The organism is Candidatus Methylomirabilota bacterium (assembly GCA_003104975.1).
Taxonomy (GTDB): domain Bacteria; phylum Methylomirabilota; class Methylomirabilia; order Methylomirabilales; family Methylomirabilaceae; genus Methylomirabilis.
This window is the reverse complement of the sequence record PQAM01000005.1, coordinates 1-26,834: the sequence shown is the minus strand read 5'-3', so window position 1 is coordinate 26,834 and position 26,834 is coordinate 1. Positions and strand designations below refer to the sequence as shown.

Annotated in this window: 26 protein-coding genes and 1 pseudogene; 18 read left to right on the top strand and 9 right to left on the bottom strand. The window is 59.8% G+C overall.

What is annotated here, in order from left to right; genetic code table 11:
* Window positions 1-17 precede the first annotated feature (17 nt).
* From clpB to tatC, 17 genes are all read left to right on the top strand, one after another.
* Window positions 18-2,603 carry an ATP-dependent chaperone ClpB gene (clpB, locus tag C3F12_02490; GenBank protein PWB48212.1) on the top strand — a complete coding sequence of 862 codons (2,586 nt, stop codon included), beginning with the start codon at window positions 18-20 and terminating at the stop codon, window positions 2,601-2,603.
* A gap of 127 nt (window positions 2,604-2,730) precedes the next feature.
* Window positions 2,731-3,204 carry a hypothetical protein gene (locus C3F12_02485; protein PWB48198.1) on the top strand — a complete coding sequence of 158 codons (474 nt, stop codon included), beginning with the start codon at window positions 2,731-2,733 and terminating at the stop codon, window positions 3,202-3,204.
* A gap of 18 nt (window positions 3,205-3,222) precedes the next feature.
* A complete protein-coding gene (locus C3F12_02480) occupies window positions 3,223-3,525 on the top strand; it encodes a hypothetical protein (GenBank protein ID PWB48197.1) in 303 nt (100 codons plus the stop codon).
* 293 nt (window positions 3,526-3,818) lie between these two features.
* The gene (glyA, locus tag C3F12_02475) at window positions 3,819-5,087 is read left to right on the top strand and encodes a serine hydroxymethyltransferase (protein PWB48196.1); all 1,269 of its coding nucleotides are present in this window, start codon (window positions 3,819-3,821) and stop codon (window positions 5,085-5,087) included.
* Window positions 5,088-5,108: 21 nt separating this feature from the next.
* Window positions 5,109-5,582, top strand: a complete 474-nt coding sequence (locus tag C3F12_02470) for a transcriptional regulator NrdR (protein PWB48195.1) — start codon at window positions 5,109-5,111, stop codon at window positions 5,580-5,582.
* Between the two features lie 2 nt (window positions 5,583-5,584).
* The gene (locus C3F12_02465) at window positions 5,585-6,865 is read left to right on the top strand and encodes a glutamyl-tRNA reductase (protein PWB48194.1); all 1,281 of its coding nucleotides are present in this window, start codon (window positions 5,585-5,587) and stop codon (window positions 6,863-6,865) included.
* A gap of 39 nt (window positions 6,866-6,904) precedes the next feature.
* The gene (locus C3F12_02460; protein ID PWB48193.1) at window positions 6,905-7,852 is read left to right on the top strand and encodes a hydroxymethylbilane synthase; all 948 of its coding nucleotides are present in this window, start codon (window positions 6,905-6,907) and stop codon (window positions 7,850-7,852) included.
* Window positions 7,849-9,369 carry a uroporphyrinogen-III C-methyltransferase gene (gene cobA, locus C3F12_02455; protein PWB48192.1) on the top strand — a complete coding sequence of 507 codons (1,521 nt, stop codon included), beginning with the start codon at window positions 7,849-7,851 and terminating at the stop codon, window positions 9,367-9,369. The genes C3F12_02460 and cobA overlap by 4 nt, the downstream gene beginning before the upstream one ends.
* A 62-nt stretch (window positions 9,370-9,431) precedes the next feature.
* On the top strand, window positions 9,432-9,716 hold the full coding sequence (locus C3F12_02450; GenBank protein ID PWB48191.1) for a DUF4321 domain-containing protein: 285 nt from the start codon (window positions 9,432-9,434) through the stop codon (window positions 9,714-9,716).
* Window positions 9,713-10,309 carry a septum formation protein Maf gene (gene maf, locus C3F12_02445; GenBank protein PWB48190.1) on the top strand — a complete coding sequence of 199 codons (597 nt, stop codon included), beginning with the start codon at window positions 9,713-9,715 and terminating at the stop codon, window positions 10,307-10,309. The genes C3F12_02450 and maf overlap by 4 nt, the downstream gene beginning before the upstream one ends.
* Before the next feature lie 123 nt (window positions 10,310-10,432).
* Window positions 10,433-11,023: a phenolic acid decarboxylase subunit B gene (locus C3F12_02440; GenBank protein ID PWB48189.1), complete on the top strand. Its 591-nt coding sequence runs from the start codon at window positions 10,433-10,435 to the stop codon at window positions 11,021-11,023.
* A gap of 142 nt (window positions 11,024-11,165) precedes the next feature.
* Window positions 11,166-11,843: a flagellar motor protein MotA gene (locus C3F12_02435; protein PWB48188.1), complete on the top strand. Its 678-nt coding sequence runs from the start codon at window positions 11,166-11,168 to the stop codon at window positions 11,841-11,843.
* Between the two features lie 49 nt (window positions 11,844-11,892).
* Window positions 11,893-12,273 carry a protein TolR gene (locus C3F12_02430; protein PWB48211.1) on the top strand — a complete coding sequence of 127 codons (381 nt, stop codon included), beginning with the start codon at window positions 11,893-11,895 and terminating at the stop codon, window positions 12,271-12,273.
* 28 nt (window positions 12,274-12,301) lie between these two features.
* Window positions 12,302-12,919, top strand: a complete 618-nt coding sequence (locus tag C3F12_02425) for a DUF47 domain-containing protein (GenBank protein ID PWB48187.1) — start codon at window positions 12,302-12,304, stop codon at window positions 12,917-12,919.
* 60 nt (window positions 12,920-12,979) lie between these two features.
* A complete protein-coding gene (locus C3F12_02420; GenBank protein PWB48186.1) occupies window positions 12,980-13,975 on the top strand; it encodes an anion permease in 996 nt (331 codons plus the stop codon).
* A 145-nt stretch (window positions 13,976-14,120) separates the two neighbouring features.
* A complete protein-coding gene (locus C3F12_02415) occupies window positions 14,121-14,411 on the top strand; it encodes a twin-arginine translocase TatA/TatE family subunit (GenBank protein PWB48185.1) in 291 nt (96 codons plus the stop codon).
* On the top strand, window positions 14,404-15,204 hold the full coding sequence (gene tatC, locus C3F12_02410) for a twin-arginine translocase subunit TatC (GenBank protein ID PWB48184.1): 801 nt from the start codon (window positions 14,404-14,406) through the stop codon (window positions 15,202-15,204). The genes C3F12_02415 and tatC overlap by 8 nt, the downstream gene beginning before the upstream one ends.
* Window positions 15,205-15,251: 47 nt before the next feature.
* Here the strand turns inward: tatC and C3F12_02405 are convergent, their stop codons facing one another.
* From C3F12_02405 to C3F12_02365, 9 genes and pseudogenes are all read right to left on the bottom strand, one after another.
* Window positions 15,252-15,899, bottom strand: a complete 648-nt coding sequence (locus tag C3F12_02405; protein ID PWB48210.1) for a DUF47 domain-containing protein — start codon at window positions 15,897-15,899, stop codon at window positions 15,252-15,254.
* Between the two features lie 60 nt (window positions 15,900-15,959).
* A pseudogene (phoU, locus tag C3F12_02400) lies at window positions 15,960-16,601 on the bottom strand (phosphate transport system regulatory protein PhoU).
* Window positions 16,602-16,619: 18 nt separating this feature from the next.
* Window positions 16,620-17,426, bottom strand: a complete 807-nt coding sequence (locus tag C3F12_02395; protein ID PWB48209.1) for a phosphate ABC transporter ATP-binding protein — start codon at window positions 17,424-17,426, stop codon at window positions 16,620-16,622.
* Window positions 17,427-17,524: 98 nt separating this feature from the next.
* The gene (pstA, locus tag C3F12_02390) at window positions 17,525-19,144 is read right to left on the bottom strand and encodes a phosphate ABC transporter permease PtsA (protein ID PWB48183.1); all 1,620 of its coding nucleotides are present in this window, start codon (window positions 19,142-19,144) and stop codon (window positions 17,525-17,527) included.
* Window positions 19,141-21,411 carry an ABC transporter permease gene (locus C3F12_02385; GenBank protein PWB48182.1) on the bottom strand — a complete coding sequence of 757 codons (2,271 nt, stop codon included), beginning with the start codon at window positions 21,409-21,411 and terminating at the stop codon, window positions 19,141-19,143. The genes pstA and C3F12_02385 overlap by 4 nt, the downstream gene beginning before the upstream one ends.
* A gap of 16 nt (window positions 21,412-21,427) precedes the next feature.
* Window positions 21,428-22,411 (bottom strand): phosphate-binding protein, encoded by a 984-nt coding sequence (locus tag C3F12_02380; protein PWB48208.1) that lies wholly within the window; start codon window positions 22,409-22,411, stop codon window positions 21,428-21,430.
* A gap of 235 nt (window positions 22,412-22,646) precedes the next feature.
* The gene (locus C3F12_02375; GenBank protein PWB48181.1) at window positions 22,647-24,065 is read right to left on the bottom strand and encodes a hypothetical protein; all 1,419 of its coding nucleotides are present in this window, start codon (window positions 24,063-24,065) and stop codon (window positions 22,647-22,649) included.
* A 159-nt stretch (window positions 24,066-24,224) separates the two neighbouring features.
* Window positions 24,225-24,590: a hypothetical protein gene (locus C3F12_02370; protein PWB48180.1), complete on the bottom strand. Its 366-nt coding sequence runs from the start codon at window positions 24,588-24,590 to the stop codon at window positions 24,225-24,227.
* A 22-nt stretch (window positions 24,591-24,612) separates the two neighbouring features.
* Complete coding sequence (locus C3F12_02365; protein ID PWB48179.1) at window positions 24,613-24,831, bottom strand: hypothetical protein; 219 nt, start codon at window positions 24,829-24,831, stop codon at window positions 24,613-24,615.
* Window positions 24,832-25,760: 929 nt separating this feature from the next.
* Here C3F12_02365 and C3F12_02360 point away from each other — a divergent pair.
* Complete coding sequence (locus C3F12_02360; GenBank protein PWB48178.1) at window positions 25,761-26,603, top strand: hypothetical protein; 843 nt, start codon at window positions 25,761-25,763, stop codon at window positions 26,601-26,603.
* Window positions 26,604-26,834 lie beyond the last annotated feature (231 nt).

The following is a 26,834-nucleotide window of genomic DNA, read 5'->3' as shown; positions in this document are numbered from 1 at the left end:
GAGAGACTATGGCCTTTATGCGATTCGATAAATTTACTTTTAAGGCGCAGGAGGCGATCCAGCAGGCCCAAAAGCTGGCCGAGGAGCGGGACCATCAGACGATCGATGTCGAGCACCTGTTGCTGGCGCTGGTGGAGCAGGCCGAGGGGGTGGTCCAGCCGATCCTGAGAAAGATGGGGGTCGGCCCCCACCAGGTTGCGGCGCAACTCATGGAAGAACTCAAACGACTGCCAAGGGTGACCGGCGGGTCCCCGGGCCAGGTCCATATCACCACGCGTCTTGAAAAGGTGCTGGGTGCGGCGCTGTCCGAGGCGGAACGTTTGAAGGACGAATATGTGAGTACGGAGCATCTCCTGTTGGCGATCGCCGATGACGGCGGCGCAGCGGGGAGGGTCCTGCGCGGGGTCGGGATCACAAAGGACAACATCTACGCGGCGTTGCAGGAGGTGCGCGGCAGCCAGCGTGTGACCGACCAGACGCCGGAGCAGAAGTATCAGGCGTTGGAACGGTACGCGCGCGATCTGACCGATCTGGCCCGAAAGGGGAAACTGGACCCGGTAATCGGCCGGGACGATGAGATCCGCCGGGTGGTCCAGGTTCTGGCACGGCGGACCAAGAACAACCCGGTTCTGATCGGCGAGCCGGGGGTGGGCAAGACCGCCATCGTGGAGGGGCTGGCGCAGCGGATTGTCAATGGGGATGTGCCCGAATCGCTCAAGAATAAGCGGGTGCTGGCGCTGGACATCGGCGCGCTGGTGGCCGGGAGCAAGTACCGCGGCGAATTCGAGGATCGGCTGAAGGCGGTCCTGCGTGAGGTGACCGAGCAGGAGGGGCAGATCGTCCTCTTTATCGACGAACTGCACACCCTTGTGGGGGCCGGCGCCGCCGAAGGGGCCGTGGACGCCTCGAATATGCTGAAGCCGGCGCTCGCCCGGGGGGAGCTTCGATGTGTGGGGGCCACGACGCTCGACGAATATCGGAAGCGGGTGGAGAAGGATGCCGCGCTGGAGCGGCGCTTCCAACCGGTGGTCGTCGGCGAGCCGTCGGTGGAGGATACGATCTCGATCCTTCGCGGGCTCAAAGAGCGATACGAGGTGCACCACGGCGTAAGGGTCAGGGATTCGGCGCTGGTGGCGGCGGCTGTCCTGAGCAACCGCTACATTACCGACCGGTTTCTGCCGGATAAGGCGATCGATCTGATTGATGAGGCGGCGTCTCGCCTGCGGATGGAGATCGATAGTATGCCGACGGAACTGGATGAACTCAGTCGCCGAGCTCGACAGATCGAGGTTGAACGCGAGGCGCTGAAAAAGGAGACCGATCCGGAGTCGCAGGAACGGCTTGCGCGTCTTGCCAACGAACTGGCCGAAATCCGCGCGAAGGAGGAACACCTGAAGGGCCGCTGGGAGCAGGAGAAGGGGTTCATTCAGCGGATCAGGAGTCTGAAGGAGCGGATCGAGGCGGCGAAGGTGCAGGAACAGGCCGCCGAGCGGCAGGGTGATCTGGGTAAGGTGGCCGAACTCCGCTACGGTCTGGTTACGTCGCTCCAAAAGGAACTGGAGGGCGAGAAGCGCGGCCTTGAGCAGGTGCAACAGGATGGCGCCATGCTCAAGGAGGAGGTGGACGAGGAGGATGTCGCTCAGGTGGTCGCCAAGTGGACCGGGGTTCCGGTCTCGCGGATGCTGGAGGGTGAGACCCAGAAACTGCTGACCATGGAGCAGAAACTGAGAGAGCGCGTGGTGGGGCAGTATGAGGCGATCAGCGCGGTGAGCGACGCGATCCGGCGCGCCCGCTCTGGGCTGCAGGACCCGAACCGGCCGATCGGATCGTTCATCTTCCTGGGACCGACGGGCGTGGGGAAGACGGAGCTGGCCCGGGCGCTGGCCGAGTTTCTGTTCGACGACGAGCGGGCGATGGTCCGCCTGGACATGAGTGAGTATATGGAGAAGCACACCGTATCCCGCCTGATCGGCGCGCCGCCGGGTTATGTCGGCTTCGAGGAGGGGGGACAGCTTACCGAGGCGGTCCGGCGCCGCCCCTACGCCGTCCTGCTGTTGGACGAGATCGAAAAGGCGCACACCGATGTCTTCAACGTCCTGCTGCAGATTTTGGATGATGGACGGCTGACCGATGGCCAGGGGCGAACCGTCGACTTCAAAAATACGATCATCATTATGACCAGTAACCTGGGCAGCCCGGTCATTGAGGAACTGGGCGGCCGGGACGAGGAGGAGATGCGGCGACAGGTGATGGAGGCCGTCCGGGTCCACTTTCGGCCGGAGTTCCTGAACCGGGTCGATGAGATCCTGATCTTCCACCCCCTCTCGCTCACCCAGATCAAGGCGATCGTGGAAATCCAACTCAAACGGGTGGCGCGGCGATTGGCCGAGCGGAAGCTTGATCTTGAGGTGACCGAGCCGGCCAAGGAGTTCCTGGCGAACGAGGGGTACGATCCGGTCTTTGGGGCGCGGCCGCTGAAACGGGCCATTCAGCGCGTCCTGCTTGACCCCTTGGCGCGCCGCCTCCTGGAACATGAGTTTGCTGAGGGGGACACCGTGCGGGTCGATGCGGCCCGCGGTGAGTTGATCCTCAGTAAAGGTTGAGAGACCCCTGTGTCATTGCGAGGCGAAGCCGAAGCAATCTCACAGTCTTGCGAGACAACAACGGCGAGATTGCCACGCTCCCGCCGGTCGCTCGCAATGACGATGTGAAGGAAGGCGAGCAAAAAGTATGGCGCCGGTGGCCTACATTGAGCAAATTCGGCGGCTGTATGCGAACGAGCCGCCCTACCAATGGACGGTGAATCTCACCAGTCCCTGGACGCCGATGGTCAAGCCGGTCCGGGAATGTCGGATCGCCCTGATCAGCTCAGGGGGGATCTATCACATAAGCCAGGAGCCGTTCAATCCGGTCAAGAACGACCTGACCTTTCGGGAGATCCCGAAAACGGCCGATCTGGCTGAGCTGCGCATCTCGCACTACTCCAGGAACGCCCGGGACGTCAAAGACCTCAATACCATCTTTCCCCTCGAACGGTTCAGGGAGCTAGAGGCTCAAGGACGCATCGACGCGCTGGCCTCTATCGCCTTCACCTTCATGGGGCGGATCTTCACGCGGACCAGGCTTCAGAAAGAGATGGCGCCGCATCTGATTGGACGGCTGCGAGAACTCCGGACCGATGCGGCCCTTTTGGTCCCGGTCTGACAATTGTGCCACCAGTCCGTGGGACTGTTTGCCCGCGCCATTGAGGAGGCCGGTATCCCGACCGTGATGCTGTCGGCGGCTCTTGACATCACGTCTTCCGTTAAGCCGCCACGAGCCGTCTTTGTGAACTTTCCCCTCGGTCACCAGGCCGGCAAGCCGTTTGACCGGGAGGGGCAGACCCGGATTATCCTCGACGCGCTTCATCTGCTCGAAACGGCGACCACGCCGGGCACCCTCCTTCAACTCCCCTACAAGTGGGACGACAACGATCCGCTGGACGCCTGGGAAGCGGAAGAGATGGCCCACCCCTCGCTGATGTGAACAGCACCGTCATCGCGAGCGACCGAAGGGAGTGCGGCAATCCGACACGCAGTGTCGTTGCGAGGCGGAGCCGAAGCAATCCCGCAGTGACAGAGGCGAAAAACGGTGAGATTGCTTCGGTCGCTCTGCTCCATCGCAACGACGGAGGAGGGACACTTTCTAATCAATTCAAGCCAATGTGGCAGTTACGTAGCAGCCCAATTTGCCTTGACAATGGAAGGGTACGGGATTACTATTCGTGTAAGTTTAGGGCGTCTTTTTATATATCTATGGGTTGTTGAAGGAGCCTGAGTGTGAAGCATCTGATCGATGTGGACCCGGAAATCGCTGAGATTATTCGGCTCGAGACCGAGCGGCAGGCCGGTAAGTTGGAGCTGATCGCCTCGGAGAATTTTGTCAGCGCGGCGGTGATGGAGGCGGCCGGCTCGACGCTGACCAACAAATACGCCGAGGGTTATTCGGGACGACGCTACTACGGCGGGTGCGAGTTCGTCGACATGGCGGAGAACCTGGCCATCGAGCGGGCTAAGCGGCTCTTCGGCGCCGACCACGTGAACGTCCAGCCGCACTCCGGCACGCAGGCCAACATGGCGGTCTACTTTTCCGTCCTGGAGCCTGGGGACACGATTCTCGGGTTGAACCTGTCGCACGGGGGTCACCTGTCGCACGGCAGTCCGGTCAACTTCTCCGGCCGCTTCTTTCAAGTGATCCCGTATGGGGTCAATCGGGAGACGGAGCGGATAGATGTTGATGTGCTCCGATCGCTGGCCAACACGCACCGACCCAAGTTGATCGTTGTCGGCGCCAGTGCCTATCCGAGAACCCTCGATTTTGCGATGTTTAGTGAGATTGCGAAAGAGGTGGGTGCGCTCGTGATGACCGATATCGCGCATATCGCCGGTCTGATTGTGGCCGGGTTGCATCCGAGCCCGATCCCCCACGCCGAGTTTGTGACGACCACCACCCATAAGACGCTTCGGGGACCTCGGGGCGGGATGATCATGTGCAAGGCCGCGTACGCCCCGGTCCTGAACAAGCAGGTCTTTCCTGGGATGCAGGGCGGTCCGTTAATGCACATCATCGCGGCCAAGGCGGTTGCGTTTGCCGAGGCGCTGACGCCGGAGTTTGCGGCGTATCAACGCCAGGTTGTGGCGAACGCCAGGGCGTTGGCCGAGGCGCTGCAGGGCCACGGCTTCCGTCTGGTGTCCGGGGGGACCGATACCCATCTGATGCTGATCGATCTGCGGGGGAAAGGGTTGACCGGAAAGGCGGCAGAGACCGCATTGGATCAGGCCGGCATTACGGCGAACAAGAACGCCATTCCATTCGACGACGCAAAGCCGACGGTGACCTCGGGTATCCGGATCGGCACGCCGGCCGTCACCACCCGGGGGATGCGGGAGGGTGAAATGAGGGAGATTGCACACCTCATCGCCGATGCCCTGAAGGATGTGTCGAACACGGCGGCCTTGTCCGGGGTTGCGGCCCGCGTGAAAGAGCTGTGCGACGCCTTCCCATTGTACCGAGAGCAGCTTGCCCTCTCTTCGCCCCACCTCACGTAGCATCCTCCGAGGGACCCGCGTGTGAAGTGTCCCTACTGTGGCAGTCTCGAAGAAAAGGTTGTCGATTCCCGCGAGGGTAAGGATGGCGCGGTCGTCCGTCGTCGTCGCCAATGCCAACAGTGTCTGAAGCGATTTACGACCTACGAGCGGATCGAGGAGATCCACTTTATGGTCATCAAGGCGGACGGACGTCGCGAGCCGTTCGACCGCCACAAGATCCTGACCGGATTGCTCAAGGCCACCCAGAAGCGGCCGGTCAGCGTGGTCCAACTCGAAAAGATCGTGGATGAGATTGAGGGCCGCCTTGCGGAGAAGGCGGAGCGGGAGATGCCGTCCGCCGAGATCGGCGAGTTGATCATGGAGCGGCTCTACGAGATCGATGAGGTCGCGTACGTCCGTTTCGCATCGGTCTATCGTCAGTTCAAGGATGTCAGTCAGTTTGTCGAAGAGGTGAAGGGCCTCCGGGAAGGGGGAAAGCGTCGGCGCACCCTGTAACGATGGAAATCATTGTTCTTGGTCTGAGCCACAAAACAGCGCCAATTGAACTTCGAGAGCAACTTCATATCTCGGAGTCCAACTTGCCGGATGTCCTGGACGAACTGGCGGGATGCGAGCCGATCCTTGAGCGCATGGTCCTCTCTACCTGCAACCGCGTCGAAACCTATGCCGTCGTCGACGACGGAGAGGGCGCGGTCGAAGGCGCGCGCCGGTTCCTCGTCGAGTTCCTGGCCGAGCGACAGAAGCTGCCGGCGGAGGCCTTTGAGTCCTGTCTCTATCTGTTGACCGCGGACCGGGCCGTTCGTCATCTCTTCCGGGTGGCCTCGAGTCTTGACGCCATGGTGGTCGGCGAGTCTCAGATCCTGGGTCAGGTGAAGGCGGCGTACGCGGTAGCGCTCGAACGGGGGGCCACGGGCCAGATTCTTAATGCCCTGATGGATCGGGCGTTGCGTGTGGCGAAGCGCGTCCGAACCGAGACAGGAATCGCCACCTCGGCCGTCTCGATCTCGACCGCCGCCATTGAGCTGGCCAGGAAGGTCTTCGGCGACCTGACGGGTCGGACGGTGATGCTGATCGGGGCCGGGAAGATGTCGGAGCTATCGGCCAAACATCTGCTGGCGGATGGCGTGGGCACGGTGCTCGTCGCGAATCGAAATTTTGATCGCGCCGTCGAAATGGCGAAACGATGGGGCGGTCGGGCCGTCCGATACGACTTCGCCAAGCTGGAGATGCTCCAGGCCGACATCGTCATCAGCTCGACCGGCGCCCCGCACCAGATCCTGTCCAAGGACGACTTCCAGGAGATCATCGCGCAGCGCCACCACCGTCCGATCTTTGTGATCGATATCGCCGTACCGAGGGATATCGATCCGGCGGCCGGTGAGATCGAGCACGTCCACCTGTACGACCTCGATGACCTCAAGGGGGTCGTCGATGCGAACCTTCGAGAGCGGCAGCGCGAGGCGGAGCTGGCGGAGGCGTTGATCGACCGGGAGGCGAAGCAGTTTGCCGAATGGCTCGCGGGCCTTCACGTCGTACCGACCATCGTGGCCATGCGTAAGAAGGTCGAATCGATACGCGAAGAGGAGCTCGACAAGATCTTTGCAAAGCTTCAGGATTTGACGCCGGAGGAGCGTCATGCTATCTCCATGATGACCGGTTCGATCGTCAACAAGATCCTGCACGATCCGACGGTGGAGCTGAAACGGCAATCGGTTCAGAAAGAGAGTCACCTCTACATCGATGTGCTGCGCAGGCTCTTTGGGATTAAGGAGGAGTAAGCCAAGACAGGGTGTAGGGTATAGGGGAAAAGCAAAGAGATGAACGGCAATTCGGTAAAATTAGGGACGCGGGGTAGTCCGCTGGCGCTCTGTCAGGCCGGGCTTGTGGCGGAATCGCTGAGACGACAGTGGCCGGACCTAGAGGTCGTGCTGCTTCCGATCAAGACCTCCGGTGACAGGTTCCTTGACGTCGTCCTGTCACAGATTGGGGGAAAGGGCCTGTTTGTTAAGGAGATCGAGGAGGCCCTGCTCGACCAGCGAATCGACTTGGCCGTCCATAGTCTGAAGGATCTGCCCGCCGAACTGGCGCCCGGTCTGTGCGAGGGGGCGGTCATGCGCCGCGAGGACCCGCTGGATGCCCTCATTGCAAGGAACGGTTGTCGGTTCATGAATCTACCTCACGGCGCGAAGATCGGGACCAGTAGCCTCCGTCGACAGGTGCAGTTCCTGCATTGTCGTCCCGATCTGCAGATTGTGGCGCTGCGCGGCAACGTCCAGACGCGGCTGAACAAACTTGAGACGCTCGATCTTGAGGCCGTTATCCTGGCGGCCGCCGGCCTCATCCGTCTTGGACTGCAGGATCGGATCACCGAGCGCCTGCAGCCGGATCTATGCCTGCCGGCCATCGGTCAGGGGGCGCTGGTGATCGAGATTCGACAGGACGATCGGCGAACGGCCGAGTTGGTGATGCCGCTCAACCATCGCGAGACGCGACAGGCCACGACGGCGGAACGGGCGTTCCTGCGGCACCTGGGCGGCAGTTGCGTGACCCCGATTGCCGCCTTCGGCGAGCTTGAGGGAGAGGCGCTTGTCCTGACCGGCATGGTTGCCGGTCTGGACGGCACGCGGCTGCTCAGGCACGCCGTTCGTGGCGAGGCCGACGCGCCGGAGCAGGCAGGACAGGCCTTGGCGGAGGCATTGCTCGCCGCGGGGGCCGATGAGATCCTTCGCGATGTCAACGCCCAGCTCCTGGAGAGGCGCGGATGAGAGGGAAGGTCTACCTGATCGGGGCGGGGCCGGGTGACCCCGGCCTTTTTACGTTGCGGGGCGTGGCGTGTCTGCGCGAGGCCGATGTCGTGGTGTACGACTACCTGGCCAACCCGCGTCTGCTGTCTCACGCCAGGCCCGACGCCGAACTGATCTATGTCGGCAAAAAGGGCGGCCATGCCGACGCAGCAATGCAGGCGGAGATCGACCGGCTGTTGATCGAAAAGGCGCGGACCGGCAAGGTCGTGGCGCGGCTTAAGGGGGGCGACCCGTTCGTGTTCGGGCGGGGCGGCGAAGAGGGGGAGGAGCTGTTTCTGGCGGGCATCCCCTTCGAGGTCGTTCCGGGCGTCACCTCGGCGATTGCCGTCCCGGCGTATGCCGGCATCCCCCTGACCCACCGTGATTACGCCTCGACCGTGGCGATCCTGACCGGACATGAGGATCCATCAAAGCAGGGTTCGGTGATCGATTGGGAGAAGGTGGCCACCGGCATCGGGACACTGGTCTTTCTGATGGGCTACGCGAAACTCTCCGCAATCGTCGAGAAGCTGCTGGCGCACGGTCGGGCTCAGGAGACGCCAGCAGCCGTCATGCGCTGGGGGACGAAGCCCGAGCAGGAGACCATTGTCGGGACGCTCGACACCATCGTATCGTTGGCCCAGATGCGCGGGTTGGGGCCGCCGGCGATCCTGGTCGTTGGCGATGTGGTACGGCTTCGGGAGCGACTGAACTGGTTCGAGCGACGGCCGCTCTTCGGAAGGCGGATCGTGGTGACCAGGACCCGCGAACAGGCTGGGCGGTTTGCGGAACTGTTGGAGACGCAAGGGGCGGAGGTCGTCGAGGTCCCCCTGATCGAAATTGTCCCGCCACAGAGCTGGGAGCCCCTCGATCGTGCTATCGAGCGGCTGGAGAGCTATCGGTGGGTGATCTTCACCAGCGTGAACGGCGTTGACGCATTTTTCCGGCGACTGCGGGAACTGCGTCAGGACGCGCGGCGCCTGGGGGCCGCCAGGGTCTGCGCCATCGGCCCTGCCACCGCCGCCGGCCTTGAGGCGCAGCAGATCATCCCCGACGTGGTCCCGGCCGAATTTCGCGCGGAAGGGATCATCGAGGCATTGGGGCCGCATGATCTGCGGGGCGCCAAGGTCCTGATCCCGCGCGCCGAGGTGGCGCGGGATCTCTTGCCGAAGGAACTTGCGCAGCGGGGCGCGACGGTCGACGTCGTGCCGGTCTACAGGACGGTGCCGTCCGGCACGGCGAGGGATGTGCTGAAGCCGCTCCTGCAGGATCGGCAGGTCGATCTGATCACCTTTACGAGTTCTTCCACCGTCACCAACTTCGTCGAGGCGCTGGCGCAGGAAGACCTGAAGGCGATCTGCGAGGGGGTGCGTATCGCCTGCATCGGCCCCATTACCAAAGAGACCGCCGAACGCGTCGGCCTGACGGTCGACATCATGCCGCAGCAGTACACGATTCCAGCCTTTACGGCGGCGATTGTCGACCATTTTGCGGCATAGCGCCGAATCCGAGGGCGAGTCGATCGCCGGCGCCGGAGAGGTTCTGACGCGGGAAAGATCATATAAAGGGGGACCGGTTGGCCAAACGAGATGGCAGCGTCGTCGCGCTGCTGGTCATCCTGATACTGGGGGCATTGATCGGCACCGTGATCGGAGAGGTCATTGCCGTAATGGCGCCAGGCGGCATCGTGGAAACGATCTTCAGTAAGGGCATCAGCCCCGGGCTCTCCCCGCCGGCCACGCTTGACCTGAAGGTGCTCAGTATCTCCTTTGGCTTCAATGTCAAGATCAACCTCTCCAGTCTGCTGGGGATCGGTGTGGCCCTCTTGCTGTATCGGAAGGTATGATCATCCTGGCCTCCGCCTCTCCAAGACGCGAGGCGCTGCTTCGGGCGCTGTGGGTAGACTATCGGATCATTCCCAGCCTGGTTGACGAAGGGGATCCGTTCGATGGGACGACCGTCAGCCAGGCAGAGGGATTGGCGCTTCGAAAGGCGACGGAGGTTGCGGCCCGTGTGGAGGAGGAATTAATCCTGGGTGCAGACACGATCGTCGAATGCGATGGTCGCCCCATGGGCAAGCCGAAAGATCGGGAGGAGGCTCGGCGGTTCCTGCAACAGTTGAGCGGTCGACGTCATCTGGTCGTAACGGGACTCGCCCTCGTGCGGGTCGGCGACGGCGGAACAGAGATCGGACATGAGACGACCGAGGTGCGGATGCGGGCCTTGACCGACGCCGAGATCGACGCCTATGTCCGGACCGGTGAGCCCTTCGATAAGGCCGGCGGATACGCGATCCAAGGGGCTGCGGAGACGTTTGTTGAGGGAATCAAGGGGAGCTTTACCAACGTCGTGGGGCTGCCGCTCGGCAGGCTGCGTGCGCTGCTCCTGCGGTTCGGGATCGATCCGCTTCAACGGGACGTGGGGGTAGGCGGCAATTGACTCCGCTCAATCTCGCTGTACGTCCATGTACGGCTCGAATCGGCGCCGGCAGGCTGCGCTGTCCGTGCTTCGCCTGCCATCGACGACGCGTCGCCAATCGCCGCCCACCCCAAACGGTCTTGAATGAAACAGATTGAAACGAGACAGGAGTATATCCTAGGAATTACGGGCGCCAGTGGGGCCGTACTCGGCGTCCGGATGCTGGAGGTGCTCCTTGCGCTGGGGCTGCCTGTTCATCTGGTCGTATCCGAGGCTGCGAAGATGACCCTGCGAGAGGAGACCGACCATTCGCCGGAGGATCTCAAGCGGCTGGCTACCTTTTTCTACGACGATCGGGACCTTGGCGCGCCGATATCGAGCGGTTCGTACGTCTCACCCTACGTCAGCGCCATGATTATCGCCCCCTGTTCAATGAAGAGCCTTGCGGCGATTGCCGCCGGTTATACCGAGACCTTGATTGCGCGAGCGGCCGATGTGGTCCAGAAGGAGGGGAAGCGCCTTGCGCTGGCGGTGAGGGAGAGCCCCTTGACCGCCATCCATCTCGAACAGATGTTGACATTGGCCAGGTCGGGCGTCAGAATCGTCCCGCCGGTACCGCCATTCTATCAGAGAGCGGCCACGGTCGGGGAGTTGGCGGATCAGATCGTTGCGCGAGTACTGGATCAGATCGGCATTCACATCGATGTCCCGAATCGGTGGCGGGGCACACCATGACGCGTCGGGCGACTATCCGCTTTCGTTCACCCCTATTCCATGCTATACAGGTATACGGGAGCAAACGGACCGGAAGAGACGGCAGAAAACGGGACGAAAGGGAAATACGCAGCGCAACGTCGGCTTTTGGGGATAATCGGACATGATGGGACAAGGGATCTTACAGGTGATGGCCCAGGGCGGGATCACGATGCTGATCCTCGCTATATTTTCTATCTTTTCGCTGGCGGTGATCGGCGAGCGATTCTATACCTTTTATAAGGCGCAGAAGGCGACAGGGCAGGTTGCGGAAAAGGGGTTACAGTATATTGCAGACGGGAAGATGGCCGAGGCGCTCCGTCTGTGTCGACAGAGCGACGGCAGCCCGGTTGCCAAGGTCCTGGAGGCGGGCCTCCTGGCCGTCATCGATCGGGAGGACCCGGCGTTCGCCGGGAAACAATTCTCGCGTCGTTTGGAGTCGTGCAAGGGGGCGATGCAGCGGACGACCTCTGCGGAGATCTCCCGCCTGGAACGATACCTGGGCTCCTTGGCGACCCTCGGCAACGTCAGCCCGTTTGTCGGTCTGTTTGGGACCGTTCTGGGCATCATTCGAGCCTTCGAAGCGATCGCCAAGTCCGGTTCCGGCGGGATCGGTACGGTATCGGCCGGGATCGCTGAGGCGTTGATCGCGACGGCTGCCGGCCTGTTCGTCGCGATACCCGCGGTCATTGCGTACAACTATTTCGTCGGCAGGGTGAAACTGTTTACCGCGGCAATGGACAGTGCGGCCTCGGAGATGGTGGACCGATTGTTGGATCAGGCAGCACAACACGAGGAGTAAGGGGATCGATATGCAGTCGAACGGTGGAAACGGTGGAAAAGATCGGCGAATGCTGTCAGAGATTAATGTCACCCCCCTGGTGGACGTAACCCTCGTCCTGCTGATTATCTTTATGGTCACGACCCCGATGCTGCAACGGGGGACCGACGTGCAGCTTCCAACGGCGCAGGCATCACAGGTGAAAGAGGAGCAGCGCATCACCTTGACGGTGACCAAAGACAGCCGCATTTTTGTTAATAATGACGAGGTGCCCAGGCAAGAGCTTGAAGCCCGCCTCACCTCGATGACCGGCAACGGGAAGGAGCGGGTGCTGTACCTGCGGGGTGATGCGCGAGTCCCGTACGGCCTTGTGATCGATGTCATGGATGCTATTAAATCGTCGGGGATCGAGACGGTCGGGATGATTACCGACCGACCGGGTTCCCAATAGCCGACCGGATCGTCGAGAGTTGTCCGGCATGTTCAGACTGATCCCGCGTGAAGAGAAGTTCTTCGAGTTCTTTGAGAAGGCGGCCAATAACATATTGGAAGGCGCGCGCGTCCTCGTTCAGATGACGGAGGAGGGCAATGCGAACTTCCAGGAGCGATGGAAGCGACTCGAGGAGCTTGAGCATGTCGGCGACAAGATCACGCATCAGATCATCCGCAAGCTGAATCGGACCTTTATTACGCCCATCGACCGCGAGGATATCCACAGCCTGGCCGTCGCCCTGGATGACGTCATGGACCTCATTGAGGCATCGGCCGCCCGCATGGCTCAGTACAAGATCAAGCAGCCCACCGACGAGGCCGGCAGACTGGCTCACGTCATACTGAAATCAGCGGAGGAGATCGTCAAAGCGGTCTCGAATCTCGAACGGATGGACGACGTGATGGAACATTGCATCGAGATCAATCGTCTGGAAAACATGGCCGATGAGATCAGCCGTGAGGCGATTGCCGATCTCTTTGACAAGGGGCACGATCCGATGGATGTCATTAAGTGGAAGGAGATCTACGAGACGATGGAGATGGCCACCGACGGATGTGAAGATGTGGCCAACATCGTCGAATCAGTGGCGCTCAAGAGTGCCTGACCCCCGTGATCCTGCTCATCGAGCCCATACCACACGGTTCCGCTGCGTAACAACCCGCCTATGCTGACGCTTGTCGTACTGGGTATCGTTATTGCGCTGATCTTCGACTTCATCAACGGCTTTCACGATGCCGCCAACTCGATTGCGACCGTGGTGTCTACCCGTGTGCTGTCGCCGATGCAGGCGGTGATCTGGGCCGCATTCTTCAACTTCGTGGCTGCGTTCGGCTTTGGGGTCAGCGTGGCGACTACGATCGGCAAGGGGGTCGTCCGGCCTGAGGCCGTCAACGAATATGTCATCATGGCGGGCCTCGTCGGCGCCATCATCTGGGATCTGATCACCTGGTACTACGGTATCCCGAGCAGCTCATCCCACGCACTGATCGGCGGACTGGCGGGGGCTGCGATCGTCAATGCGGGCGTCACGGCCCTGATCCCCGCCGGCATCTACAAGATCCTCCTGTTCATCATCCTTTCACCGTTACTGGGTCTGGTCCTGGGTTTCGCGATGATGGTGATCGTGATCTGGGTGTTCTGGCGCTTCCGCCCAAGTCGGGTGGATCGCTGGTTCAGACGATTGCAGTTGGTCTCGGCCGCGCTGTACAGCCTGGGACACGGCACCAACGACGCCCAGAAGACGATGGGGATTATGGCGGGGCTGCTGTTCGCCGCGGGCTATCTGGGCAGTGAGTTTTATGTCCCGATGTGGGTCGTCCTGTCGGCCCATGCGGCGATCGGCCTCGGGACGCTGACGGGAGGCTGGCGTATCGTCAAAACCATGGGGATGCGACTGACCAAGCTCAAACCGGTCGGCGGCTTCTGCGCGGAAACGGCAGGGGCGGCGACGCTCATCGGGACGGCCATTGCGGGGATTCCGGTCAGCACGACCCACACCATTACCGGCGCGATCTCCGGTGTCGGGGCGACACAGCGGATCTCCGCGGTACGGTGGGGGGTAGCCAGACAGATCGTCTGGGCCTGGATCCTCACCATCCCCCTCTCGGCGGCCATTGCGGCCGCCTCATTCATCCTGATCAAACTGCTCCTCTTTTTTTAGCCTCCTATTTCGGAGCCTCGCTGCGGTTCGTCCGACGTCATTCCGGCCAAGGTTGAAACGGATAGCTTGACTTTCGCGCGGGTCAAGGGTAGCCTCAGCTTCGGTAGGAACGATACGCTGAAGGTGTCAGCAGGGAGGTCAGAGAATGTTCGGACTGGGGATGCAGGAACTGATCGTCATCTTCGTGATTGCGCTCCTGGTCTTTGGCCCTAAGAAATTGCCCCAGCTTGCGCGGTCACTGGGTCGCGGCGTCGCGGAGTTCAAGCGAGCCTCCGAAGAGCTGAAGGAAGGGCTGTCTGCCGAACTGTCGGCAGAGGAGGGCAGGACGGATACGACAGCTCAACAAGAGCCATTTGCCGCCCAAAAAGAGGAAGCGCCCCCGACCATAGGCCCGGAGGAAAAGTCAAAGGGAACACACGAGACGCGGAATGTCTGATGACAAGATGTCGTTTGTCTCCCATCTCGAGGAGCTTCGACGCCGGCTCATTATCTGTCTGGCAGCCATCGGGATCGGATTTCTTGTCACCTTCAACTATTCGGAGACCATCCTTCGTTTTCTGAAACGCCCACTGGCAACCGATCTGATTTTTACCAGGACCTATCCCTTCCTGCAATCCGCCCCGCGCCCCGGCCCCCCCATCGACCTCATCTTTCTGGCGCCCGCCGAGGCCTTCTGGATGCACATGAAGATCGCCCTGGTGACGGGCCTCATGCTGGTCCTCCCGATCATCCTGTATCAGATCTGGCGATTCATTGCACCAGGTCTGCTCTCTCATGAGAAGCGTTATGCCCTTCCCTTTGTGGTGTTGTCGACGGTCTTCTTTTTTTGCGGCCTGCTGTTCTGCTTTTACTTTGTCCTGCCGTTTTCCTTGAACTTCCTGTTAACTTATAAGACCGAAAATCTGAAGCCGATGATCTCGATCGGCAACTATATCGATTTTACGGTGAAATTTCTGTTAGGCTTCGGGGTGGTGTTTGAGCTTCCACTGGCCATTGCCGTTGCGGCCAGGATGGGGCTGGTGACGCCCCAATATCTCTCCAGAAACCGGAAGTACGCGATCCTCATCGCCTTTATGATCGGCGCGATCCTCACCCCCACGCCGGATGTCTTCAACCAGACGCTCATGGCGTTGCCGATCTACCTGCTGTATGAGATTGGGATTCTGGCCGCGCGCCTGCTCGTCAGGAAACCAGCCATGACCTCGCAGGAGACGACGGAGGGGGTCTGAGACGTTCAACGTTCAACGTGCAATGTTCCAGAATGACGTAGCAAGACTTATGAATGCTTGAGGACGATGGTCTCGACGACGTTCGCCACATCCTCGCATCGGTCGGTGACGCCCTCCAGCAGTTCGTAGACCTCTTTCCATTTGGCGACTTCGAGGATCGGCTGCTCACCCTCGAAGAGAGAGGCGATGGCCCGTCGGTACAGATCGTCTGCCAGATTTTCCAGCCGATTGATCTCCACGCAGATCTCGTTGACCCCGACAAATGTGGGCAGGTGCCCCACGGCCTTCACGACCTGTTCGGCTGAGGTCGTAATGACGCTGACCATCTCGCGGGATGACTGCGTCGGCTGCTCGATCTTATAGAGTACCATCCTGGAGGCTGCCGCCTCGATGAAGTCCACGACATCATCGAGGGCCGATGTGAGCGCGCGAAGCTCCTGCCGGTCGATGAACGGGATAAAGGTCTGGTTCAGCTTCTTCATAATGCGGTGGGTAATGGCGTCACCTTCATGTTCGATCTCCCTGATCTTTCGCCATGTCGCCTCGGGGTCGACATACTCGTCGAACATGGCCTGCAGAAGCCTGGCGGCCCCGAGCAGGTTCTGTGCGGCGGATTCAAGCAACGTCAGAAACTCCCGCTCTTCCGGCATCAGCCTGTGCGCCGCAAGGACCGCCTTGCGATCGGTGCCGGACATCAACGGTGCGACCTCTGCCCGGCGTCTCATGCCCTTCCGGATCTCTTTGTCGCCGCGCTCACGGACATCCTCGCCTCGCACGATATAGACCACATCCTCCGCGATATTGGTTGCGTGGTCGGCAATCCGTTCGAGGCAGCGTGAGACCAGAATCAGATCCAAGGCCCTGGGGACCGCGGCGGGATCATGCGTCATATAGTTGAGGAGATCCCCGAAGACCTGGTCCCGCAAGCGATCGATGGGATCATCCGACTCGATGACGATCCGCGCCAACTCCGGGTCCTGTGCTACGAACGCGTCCAGGCTTTTCTTGACCATCTCCTGACAGAGTTGAGCCATTCGCGGGATATCGATGAGCGGCTTGAGCGCCGGTTGGGTAATGAGCGACGTGGTCGCCTGAGCGATGTTGACCGCCAGATCGCCGATCCGCTCGATGTCGCTGTTGATCTTAATGGCGACGGCGATAAAACGAAGGTCGCCGGCCATCGGCTGATGCAGGGCGAGCAGTGTAAAGCAGCGTTCGTCGGTATCGATACAGTACCGGTCCATCTCTTCCTCGTGGGCGAAGACCTCCTGCACCAATACCTCGCTCCGTTCTACAAGCGCCTTGACGCTCTTGGCGATCATGGTTTCGGCCAGACCGCCCATGGTCAGCACGCGCTCCTTCAGCTCTTGCAACTGCTCGTCGAAATGTCGCTGCATCGGTCTCATGGTGTGATCCTAGCCGAAACGGCCCGTAATATAGTCCTCCGTCTGTTTCTTGGATGGCTTCACAAAGAGTTGCCTGGTCAGATCGTACTCCACCAGTTGACCAAGGTACAGGAACGCCGTGTAATCGGAGACCCTGGCCGCCTGTTGCATGTTATGGGTTACAATCACGATGGTGTAGTTGTGCTTGAGAGTGGCGATCAGTTCCTCAATCTTCATTGTCGCAATAGGATCGAGCGCCGAGCAGGGTTCGTCCATCAACAGGACCTCCGGTTCGACCGCAATGGCCCTGGCGATGCACAGGCGTTGCTGCTGTCCGCCGGACAGGCCCAAGGCGCTCTGCTGCAGGCGGTCGTGGACCTCATCCCAGAGGGCGGCGTCCCGCAGGCTTCGCTCCACGATCTCGTCCAGTTGCGCTCGACCTTTGATCCCCTGGATTCGCGGCCCATATGCGACATTATCATAGATCGACTTCGGGAAGGGGTTGGATTTCTGAAAGACCATGCCGACCCGTTTTCGCAGTTCGGTCATCTCCAGGTGCGGATCGAAGACATCGATTCCGCTGATCCGAATGGACCCACTGATCGTGACGCCGTCGATCAGATCGGTCAGGCGATTCAGGCATCGGAGGAGGGTGGTTTTCCCGCATCCGGACGGCCCGATAAAGGCGGTCACCTGGTGTTTCGGGATATCGAGGCTGATATCCTCGATTGCGGACTTGGCGCCGTATTTCAGGCTCAATTTCCGGATCTCGATCATTGGGTCCATCATGACGCTCGACTCACCTGCCTCGTTTCGCGCTTCGTGGTCATGTAGCATGATTCTACCACTGTCTCGCCGCGTCGTCTCTATTGTCGGGAGCACGATCTGCCGGTCCGCAACAGCGATCCCTGTTTCGATGATCATCCGTCCATCCCTCAAAACGCCGATAGGGCATATTGTCGCCGCAGCCGGTTCCTGAGCAGAATGGCCGTCAAATTCAGGGCGATGACCACCAGAAGAAGCAACAGCGCGGTGGTGTAGACCATCGGTCTGGCGGCGTCGACGTTTGGTGATTGAAATCCGACATCATAAATATGGAACCCGAGATGCATGAACTTCCGCTCCAGGTGCAGGTACGGCCAGTAGCCGTCGATCGGGAGGGTGGGGGCCAGCTTGACGACCCCGGTGATCATAAGTGGGGCCACCTCTCCGGCGGCGCGAGCCATCGCCAGAATCAGTCCGGTCAAGATCGAAGGCATGACGGAGGGAAGCACGACCCGCCACATCGTTTCAAACTTTGTTGCGCCCAGCGCCAGCGACGCCTCACGCAACCCGCCCGGGATCGCTGCCAGGCCCTCTTCGGTGGCCACGATGACGACCGGCACCGTCAGGAGCGCGAGCGTCAGGGACGCCCAGAGGATGCCTCCTGTCCCGAAGGTCGGGGCCGGAAGCGCCTCAGGGTAGAAGAGGCGGTCGACACTGCCTCCGATCAGGTAGATGAAGAAGCCGACCCCGAACACGCCGAAGACAATAGAGGGGACGCCGGCCAGGTTATTCACGGCGATCCTGACGGTGCTGACGAACGGTCCCTGTTTCGCGTACTCCCGCAGGTAAAAGGCAGCCAGGACGCCTAACGGCGTAACAAAGAGGCTCATCATGATGACCATCAAGACCGTGCCGAAGATGGCGGGGAAGACCCCACCCTCGGTATTCGACTCGCGGGGTTCTCCCGACACGAACCCCCAGATCCCGGATAAATAGAATTGGCTCTTGGCCCAGAGGCTCATCGCGTTGGGTCGGTAGGCTTGGACGATCTGGTGGAGCGGCAACTCCTTCTCTGCGCCGCCGGCGACGGAGACGACGAGGTGGTGTCGGAAACGCCGGCGCAGATCAACCAGCCGGGATTCCTGTTCTCCATAGCGGGCCGCCCAGGTCTCCATCTCTTTTTCCAGACGGCTGATGTCCGGCCCTGCCGTCTGTCCCTGCAGCGCCAATTTCTTGATCCCCAGACGGATCTTCTCCTGGGCGTAGTTAATGGCTCCGATCTCCTGTTGTTCGATCCGCCTGGTTGCCTGCAGCGTAGCCTGCTCTTCCGGTAGAACACGCTGAAGCGCACGCCAGCCCTCTGCCGGGCCCGAGGCCGCAATACGTTCCTGATCGCGTACCTCCTTGATGAAGCCGTAGAGGTTGCCCCACTCTTGTCTTTCAACCACGAGCGCCTCGGTGGGAAAGTCGCGACGGGCGATCTGCGCCTCATCCACCCAGATAAAGTCAGCGCCGTACAGATCGCGGTTCCCGACCTTGATTTTGATTCGATAGTGTGTCGGAGTCCCACGAGGCGCCCCTGGCTCCGGAATCTTTTCTCGCTCGACCACCTGGCCGAGCAACGCGCTGCCGTCGGTCAACGTCAGATGGGCAATCGGCGACGGCCAGAAGAAACCGAGCCCGTTGACCAGTACCAGGATGATAAGCCCGGCTACCAGGATAAGGTTCAGCGCAAGTGTCCCGCCTGTCAGCCAGACAAACGGGTCGCCGCTTTTCCAGAATCGCGTCATAAATAGCGGTACCTTCGCCGCAGCTTCAGGCGAATCAGTTCGGCTATCGTATTCAAGATGAAGGTCATCACAAACAGTAAGAGAGCAGCCAGAAACAGGATGCGAAAGAGTGTACCGCCTTCCGGCGCTTCAGGCAGTTCGACGGCGATGTTGGCCGAGAGCGCTCGGAACCCGCTGAAGATACTCCAGTCCATGACCGGAGTATTACCCGTCGCCATCAGGACGATCATGGTTTCGCCGACGGCCCTGCCGAAGCCGATCATAATCGCCGAAAAGATCCCCGGGCTTGCCGTCGGCAGCACGACCCGGAGTGCGGTCTGCCACCGGGTGGCGCCCAGGGCGAGAGAGCCGGCCACCAGGTGCGGCGGGACGTTGGAGAGGGAATCCTCGGCAATGGTGAAGATGATCGGGATGACGGCAAAGCCCATCGCGATCCCCACGACAAGGGAGTTGCGCTGATCGTAGGTCAGCCCCAGGGCCTCAAGCAGCCAGCCTCGATAATCGCCCGACAAAAGCAGACGCTCCACGACACCGCCAAGCTGGAAGGAGATCCAACCGCCCAGGATAACGACCGGGATCAGCAGGAAGATCTCGGTACCGATCCGGAGTCGTCGGCGGATTCCGATAGGGACGAATCGCCGGCACGCAAGTGTTAGCAGGATCAGAAGCGTCGTGACGATCGGCATAAGAAAAAGCCCGGGTACGACCGTTTCGACCAGGGGCGCCAGCCAGAGACCGGCCAGGAAACCGAGTACGACGCTCGGAAGGGCGGCCATGATCTCGACAACCGGTTTGACGATGCCCTTGATGACCGGATGCACAAATTGGGAGGCATACAACGCGCCGAGCAGCGCCATAGGGACGGCAACGAGGAGCGCATAGATCGTGCCTTTGATGGTTCCGAAAAGAAGCGGGGTCAGGCTGAACTTCGCTTCAAAGTCATCGGTTCCACCCGTGGATTGCCAGACGTACTCCGGAGCGGTATACCCTTCATACCAGATCTTGCCGAACAAGGCCTTCCAGGTAACTTCAGGATGCGGGTTCTTGACGGCCCAGTGCGCCAGCCGTCCGGCCGTATCAACGGCGATGATGCCATCGGCTTTAGGGGCAAAGGCGACCGTTTCGGTGCTGCTCGCTTCAGTTTTGACCGAGAGCAGGGTTTTTCCTGTCGTCCCATAGTACAGATGTGACGTTCCTGACGCATCGGCCGTAATGAAACCCTTATCCCGGCCGGATGGGGCGAATGCGACGACCGGCCTGGAATGGGAGTCGAACTCATAGATCCTGGTCAGGCGCTGCTCGCCTCCATTACTCCGAAGAAGTTGCCACGAGCTAACGCCGCCCGAGGCGTCGCCTACCACAAGGGTACGGTCGCCGATGAGCAACCCCATGATGTTGACGCCGGTGCCCGGCCGGCTGGCGGCGGCGATCGTTTCGGCGACCGTCACGGTGATCGAATCCTGTAGTGCTGCCCTGAGCACCTGACCTGATGAGGTGCCGACAAACAGGTTCTCACCGCGGCCGTCAAGCGCGAGCGCGGTGATCTCGCCGTCAATCGGCAGGGAGAAGCGTTGGCGCGATTCCTCCTTCGTCGACGGTCCGATCAGCGCGTTTGTCGCCGTGACCGTCACGAGCACGACCTCTTTGGAACCGACGGCCGCTGCGGTGATGGGCCCAGTCGGCGCGACGACATGGGCGAGCCGCAGAATAGGGCGTGTATCCGGATCGACCCTGATGGGATCGCCCTCGAGGAATTCGGCGTCGACTTGACGTTGTCCATCGGGGAAGGAGGCGGTGAATCTTATCTCGGCTGGCATCACGCGTCCGTCCGACAGTCCCAGCGCGAAGGGACCGCGCCCCAACGACGATATGCCGACGATCCGGGCCCCGTTGAGTCCTTTCGGAACGATCGGCGACGGCGCGGCCCCGTGTTTCAAAGACACGAACCGGATGCCGTCGGCGGTGACCAGGTAGGCGATCTCGCGATATTCGTCCACCCCCACACCGAGTACGGCGGCATCTGTCTGACCGGGAACGGTTCCGACAAGCGTGACCGTCGGCTTTTTGAAGAGGGGGTAGACCTCGGCGGCGATGACGAAAAAGATCGCGAGGATAGAGAAGATGATCGTGACTCCGCCAAGCGTAACGAGGCGGCCGGCGAGTCGATCAAGTCGCAAGCGTCGTCTGATTCGCTGGGCGGAAGTAGCGCGTCTGCGAGCCGCGTCATGCGGCTCGCAGACGGTCGAAACGTCAGCGTCATCCCTCATAACTATCCAATCGACCTTAGAGGACCTTGGCCAGTTCCTCTTTCGCGATGGAGTTCGGGACAGGGTAGTAGCCGTCCTTGATGACGACCGCTTGGCCCTGGCTGGTGAATATGAACCTCACGAACTCCCGCATCAGCGGATCAAGGCCCTTGCCCGGCGCCTTGTTGACATAGACGTAGAGGAAACGGGAGAGGGGATATTTGCCGGCGTAGGCGTTCTCGGCGGTCGCCTCGGTACAAGCCATTCCCGTCTTCTCGGCGATCGGCACCGCTCGAACGCCGGCCGTAGCATAACCGATCCCGCTGTAGCCGATAGCATACCGATCGACGGTGACCCCCTGAACAACAGAGGCCGAGCCCGGCTGCTCTTTGACCTCGTCCTTATAGTCGCCGTTCTTCATCGCGTGCTCCTTGAAGAAGCCGTACGTCCCCGAGGCCGAGTTACGACCGAACAGGCTGATCGGCCGACGGGCCCAGTCGCCTTTCAGGCCGACCTGGCTCCAGGTGGTGATGTTCTCCTTATAGCCGTACCGCCGGGACTTGGAAAAGATGGCGTCCACCTGCTCCATCGTCAGGCACTGGATGGGGTTGTCCTTATTCACAAAGACGGCCAACGCATCCACGGAGCTACGGAGACCGGTTGGCTTGTAGCCGAACTTCTTTTCAAAGGCATCGACCTCGGTCCCCTTCATGGGGCGAGACATCGGACCAAGCTGGGCAGTTCCGGAGATCAGCGCCGGCGGCGCCGTGGAGGAGCCTTTCCCTTCGATTTGGAGCTTGACGTTCGGGTAGAACTTGCCGAAGCCCTCGCCCCACAGGGTCATCAGGTTATTCATCGTGTCCGACCCGATACTGGACACGTTTCCGGATACTCCGCTCACCGCCTTATAGGCCGGCAGCGCTGAGTCCACCTTGAGCACTTCGGCGATGCCAATCGCCGACCACAGTCCGATGGTCCCGGTGACCAGCGCTGACAGTAGTACTGCACGTACCCTTTTCATTCGCGATGTACTGTTCTTCATAATTGTTGCTCTCCTTTTTTCGATCGAAACTAGCTGGATGATGTCACAGTCATGTTACGCCTATGTTACAGCCATGTTACGTTCCGCCGGTTTAGCCCAGGATCAGCTCATCGCTGCCCCGCGAGGAGGGAGGACTTCTCGCAAGAGGCAGCGATGAGCCTTTCTCGGGTCATCAAGGGCAGTCCAAACGTATGGGAGATGTGGGATCTTCTCCTTAGAACCAAAACGCCAACCGCGACATGATCTCCCACGACGTCTCGTCGCCCTTGACCGGGGTCATCTTCTTGTTGTCGTACCAGTTGTTGGCATAGTTGAACATCAGCCGCACGTTCGGGCTGAGGTACCAGTTAAAGCCCACAGTGAGCGCATCGATGCCGTTTTCACCGGGGCTGGGCAGGGGATCGTCGGAAATGAAATCGAGCTGGGCAAATCGGGCGACAAGCTCCAGCGCCCCCAGACCTCCCGTTCGGGGATCAAAATTATTCTTCACCTTGGGCGCCTTGCCGTGGATCTTTTCCTCACCCGTCACGAGCCAGGTCGCGGCGACGTACCACGCTCGACCTTCCACATCATCGAGACTGGTCCCTCCGGCTCCCAGTCCGTCACGCTCTTCTCTGGTTTTTACGTACTCGCCGTACAGCCCGAATGGACCGACGGCATGGACGGCTTCGAATCCGTAACGGACGCGATCTCCTTGCGTTGCGACGCGCGGGAAGAACTCGAATCGGGCATCGGTGCGCCCACGAAGGCTCTCCCCCTTATCCTGATCGCCGTAGGTCATGTGGCCGGCGACATGGAACTTTTGGAGCAGCGGGATGTTGATCGACTTGAATGGGCGCACCAGTAGGCGGCCCGCGTACTCCTTGGAATCGTTGGTTTCCGGGTTGTTTTGTCCGGCGCCGTTGAAGATCCCGGCTGAGTACTCGAGGCTCCCATCAAAAAGGGACCCGTGCATCATGGCGCCGACATCGCGGGCCGGGACCAGGTTATTGACGACCGACCGCTCCACAAAGTCGATGAATCGGGACGAGGTCAGCTCCTCGAAGCTGAAGGGAACCTTAAACTGTCCGCCTCGGACCTGGAATTGTGGCCAGTACCTTAATTCGCCATAACCGTCCGTCAACTGGAACCTGGAGTCGGCGTTCGATGCGCTGCCGGACTCTGAAAATTCGCCTTCGAACTTCAGGCCGAGATACTTAAAGAACGTCGCATCGACGCCCATTCTGGCCCTCCGCACCAGCAACCTCGTCAGCAGATCGCTGCGATTCGGATCTTCATTGCTCCGCTTCGAATCGAGGGCGCGGGCGTCTCCCTCGTAGGACCGCACGTCAAAGTTGATGCGCCCGTGCAGTTCGATCTTGTGCTGCCCATCCGCCGACTTGATGTAGGGAGTCGCGCCGTCAAACCCCGCCAGGATCTTTCCTGCGCCTTCCTTCTTCGCTCGCTCTTTGAGCTCCTGATACTTTTCTTCGGTGATGTGTCCTTTGTCCTTCAAGATATTGAGTACTTCATCCAAAACCGCCTTGTCATCTTTGTTTTCGGCTGCTATTGCCGTCTCGGAGAACGAACCGACCGTTAGCGCAATGGTCAGTGTTGTCGCGACGGCAAAGATCTTACGCAGCAATCCTCTCATCCTTTTCCTCCTTGTGTGACAGTGGTTGTGTGTGGACTTCGTTGTTGCGGGTGACGACGTTGGGCTGTAATGCTGATTGCGTGTCGACAGACGGCGCCTGCGCTCTTGATGGGGGACGCAGCAGATACTTACACATGACCCTCGCTCCTCTCGTGTGATTTACGCGGACCGTTTCAGTGCTAACGGCTGATACTCTAATCGGCTGACCGCCCGGTTGTGGTGCGGTAAGGTAGCAACCTGGGAGGAAGGCTGATGCGGGTCGAACTGTATCCACAGCGTATCGCCGAAGGCGCAGAGTCGAACGGTAGTGCCGCGCATTGCGGCCTCGCGATGGATCGTTTTCAGGAATTCCAGGTCCGGGGTTGCGATCTTGTGCCAGCCGGCCACCCAGAGGGTCATCTTGTTCTTTGGCCGTCTGAGAAACGCCGAAAGCGTGCGGCGCACAATGGCTGTATCATCCTCGTGAGCTTTTCGATCGACCTTCACGATTACACTGCCATTCAATTCTTTGATCCGGTAGCGCATGCTCCGCTCCTCGTCGTGACGGCTACGCTGCCCGTCGCTGTTCGCCTGTTGATCGAATACTGATACGCAACGCCCGTTCGTCTCGGTTGTACGAGATCCGTTCGATGGTTCCATCGATAGGACTCAACACAAATTGATCATCGAAATAGGGGGAAAGACCCAACAGGTAACCCTTCCTCACCTCGCCCTTGACGATCAGCCGACCATACGCACCCGCATCCACCTTCAACGTAATCAACATGTCCTCCTCCTTTCCTTTTTAAGCGACATCCTAGGAGGCATTCGTTACAACGGTGTGAAGACTCAATGACGCGAAAGTAAATTCGAGGGCGTTCGGGCAGCTATCGTGGTTTCTTCCACTGCGTAACCTCCCCCTTTGCAAAGGGGGATTGAGGGGGATTTCGTGATCGCTCAAATCCCCCCTCGCCCCCCTTTATGAAAGGGGGGTGTAAGCTATTGTCTGCTCCGATGAATAATTGCGAAAGTTAGCGCACATGAATCGTCATACCGGCGAAAGCCGGTATCCAGTAAAATCGATAGATTTCCGCTTGAAGACCGCGGAATGACATTACGGGTATTTTGGGGACCAAGTACCAGTGTCCTGTTTCTGAAATTCGTTGCATAATTACGGACGTCATTCCGGCCAAGCCCGCGTCGCGGGCGCGAGCCGGAATCCAGGAAATACGGGGAGTTCTGAATTCCCGCTCCCCGCTTAAGCCTGCGGGGACAAGCTTTGCGGGAATACCGCATGCGCCGCTGGCGCGCCCATGGGAATGAAAGTCTGTATCGAGCTCGTACCACTCATCTGCCCGTCATTGCGAGCGACCAATGGGAGCGCGGCAATCTCATCGTAGTTGCCCCGAACGACTGTGAGATTGCTTCGGTCGCTACGCTCCCTCGCAATGACCAACACGAGAGACTTTCGGAACAAGGACAACGGGAGCGCGACCGGACTGTGATGGGGGAAGCCGGTCTCTTTTGGGTTCGGGTGGTACGACGGTGGCGCAGACGAGAAAGGCTGCGGACCGCAAAGTCCTTGACGGGTTCGACTCAGTGAGGAATACTGTGGCCACAGTAGCTTTGAACAGCCCGGCAGTGTCAGAAGATAGACAGCTACGATTTGCAGTGGTCTAAATAGCTCACTTAATAGTTGGACGGCATAAGTGGCTTATGGATTGGAAACAATACGAAAAAGAGATTTCTGACTATTTTCGTTCGGAGTATCCGGATGCAACAGTGATTCCCGACGCAAAGATCAAGGGCAAATACTCCAAGATCGAAAGACAGATTGACCTCCTAATTGAAGGAGAGATGGCGGAGTTTCGATTTCGTGCCGTCGTAGATGGAAAATATCGAAACACAAAAATAGATGTGAATGATGTGGAAGCGTTCATGGGCTTGGCGCGAGACGTGGAGGCCGACAAAGGTGTAATGATATCTACGGAAGGTTATTCCTCGGCAGCGATGAATCGGGCGTATTACGATGACTCAGGAATTGAACTTGATGTACTAAATTTCAAAGAGCTGAGCCAGTTTCATGCTTTTGGTGCAATCCCCTACTCGGGCAACTATGGGGTCATATTGCCAGCACCGTTTGGCTGGGTTATTGACGGAACTCGTCGAAAAGGCATGGTCGCAACCCTTTATCAAAGGGGCCGTACCCTGGAATCTGCAGGAGAAGCAAGGGAGTGGATGTACACAAATTTCTGGTCGAAAGATGAAACCGCCAGCGATATTGAATCTTTGTGCAAGTTGCAGGAGTCCTATTTGATGACCATGCCCGGCACCGAGATTGAATTTCAAGATGGGCCCATCAGAAAGGGCGCCAAAACAAAACTTCGGTTGGTTCGAGTTCCCAGCTATCCCACACCTGAATACACTGGCTTTGTGGAATTCGACAAGTTTATTTTCTTCTGTGTCTTGTTTACGCCGATGGAGCTTGAGACAAAAAATCTGCGGAAGCTTCGGTATATCATGCGGTGTGTGCTCCCCTTGCAAGTTCGCCACGCATGATGCCGCCCAACACATCGCTCAACCGGACGTCCAATGGCTGGCTTTGCCACCCGTTGGCCGCCGGTCAGCTCCACGTTGGAAGGCGACATGAATAGAGGATAGGATCCAGGGCGTATGTCTCAAGGGATGATCGAGGACGAGTCGGATGCTGGGTGGAAGCAGCACTTTCCCACCTATTCATTCGCCAAACGAGACATCGCACTTGAGGAGTGACCTTCCCCCGGTTTCCTG

Excerpts from the sequence above, each read along its gene's own strand:
- C3F12_02365 (PWB48179.1), bottom strand. The coding sequence starts at position 24,831 with ATGTTGATTACGTTGAAGGTGGATGCGGGTGCGTATGGTCGGCTGATC.
- C3F12_02385 (PWB48182.1), bottom strand. The coding sequence starts at position 21,411 with ATGAGGGATGACGCTGACGTTTCGACCGTCTGCGAGCCGCATGACGCG.
- C3F12_02440 (PWB48189.1), top strand. The coding sequence starts at position 10,433 with ATGAAACAGATTGAAACGAGACAGGAGTATATCCTAGGAATTACGGGC.
- maf (PWB48190.1), top strand. The coding sequence starts at position 9,713 with ATGATCATCCTGGCCTCCGCCTCTCCAAGACGCGAGGCGCTGCTTCGG.
- C3F12_02405 (PWB48210.1), bottom strand. The coding sequence starts at position 15,899 with ATGTCCGGCACCGATCGCAAGGCGGTCCTTGCGGCGCACAGGCTGATG.
- cobA (PWB48192.1), top strand. The coding sequence starts at position 7,849 with ATGAGAGGGAAGGTCTACCTGATCGGGGCGGGGCCGGGTGACCCCGGC.
- C3F12_02485 (PWB48198.1), top strand. The coding sequence starts at position 2,731 with ATGGCGCCGGTGGCCTACATTGAGCAAATTCGGCGGCTGTATGCGAAC.
- C3F12_02360 (PWB48178.1), top strand. The coding sequence starts at position 25,761 with ATGGATTGGAAACAATACGAAAAAGAGATTTCTGACTATTTTCGTTCG.
- C3F12_02415 (PWB48185.1), top strand. The coding sequence starts at position 14,121 with ATGTTCGGACTGGGGATGCAGGAACTGATCGTCATCTTCGTGATTGCG.
- C3F12_02430 (PWB48211.1), top strand. The coding sequence starts at position 11,893 with ATGCTGTCAGAGATTAATGTCACCCCCCTGGTGGACGTAACCCTCGTC.
- tatC (PWB48184.1), top strand. The coding sequence starts at position 14,404 with ATGTCTGATGACAAGATGTCGTTTGTCTCCCATCTCGAGGAGCTTCGA.
- C3F12_02460 (PWB48193.1), top strand. The coding sequence starts at position 6,905 with ATGAACGGCAATTCGGTAAAATTAGGGACGCGGGGTAGTCCGCTGGCG.
- C3F12_02395 (PWB48209.1), bottom strand. The coding sequence starts at position 17,426 with ATGCTACATGACCACGAAGCGCGAAACGAGGCAGGTGAGTCGAGCGTC.
- C3F12_02425 (PWB48187.1), top strand. The coding sequence starts at position 12,302 with ATGTTCAGACTGATCCCGCGTGAAGAGAAGTTCTTCGAGTTCTTTGAG.
- C3F12_02435 (PWB48188.1), top strand. The coding sequence starts at position 11,166 with ATGATGGGACAAGGGATCTTACAGGTGATGGCCCAGGGCGGGATCACG.
- clpB (PWB48212.1), top strand. The coding sequence starts at position 18 with ATGCGATTCGATAAATTTACTTTTAAGGCGCAGGAGGCGATCCAGCAG.
- C3F12_02370 (PWB48180.1), bottom strand. The coding sequence starts at position 24,590 with ATGCGCTACCGGATCAAAGAATTGAATGGCAGTGTAATCGTGAAGGTC.
- C3F12_02380 (PWB48208.1), bottom strand. The coding sequence starts at position 22,411 with ATGAAAAGGGTACGTGCAGTACTACTGTCAGCGCTGGTCACCGGGACC.
- pstA (PWB48183.1), bottom strand. The coding sequence starts at position 19,144 with ATGACGCGATTCTGGAAAAGCGGCGACCCGTTTGTCTGGCTGACAGGC.
- C3F12_02465 (PWB48194.1), top strand. The coding sequence starts at position 5,585 with ATGGAAATCATTGTTCTTGGTCTGAGCCACAAAACAGCGCCAATTGAA.
- C3F12_02420 (PWB48186.1), top strand. The coding sequence starts at position 12,980 with ATGCTGACGCTTGTCGTACTGGGTATCGTTATTGCGCTGATCTTCGAC.
- C3F12_02375 (PWB48181.1), bottom strand. The coding sequence starts at position 24,065 with ATGAGAGGATTGCTGCGTAAGATCTTTGCCGTCGCGACAACACTGACC.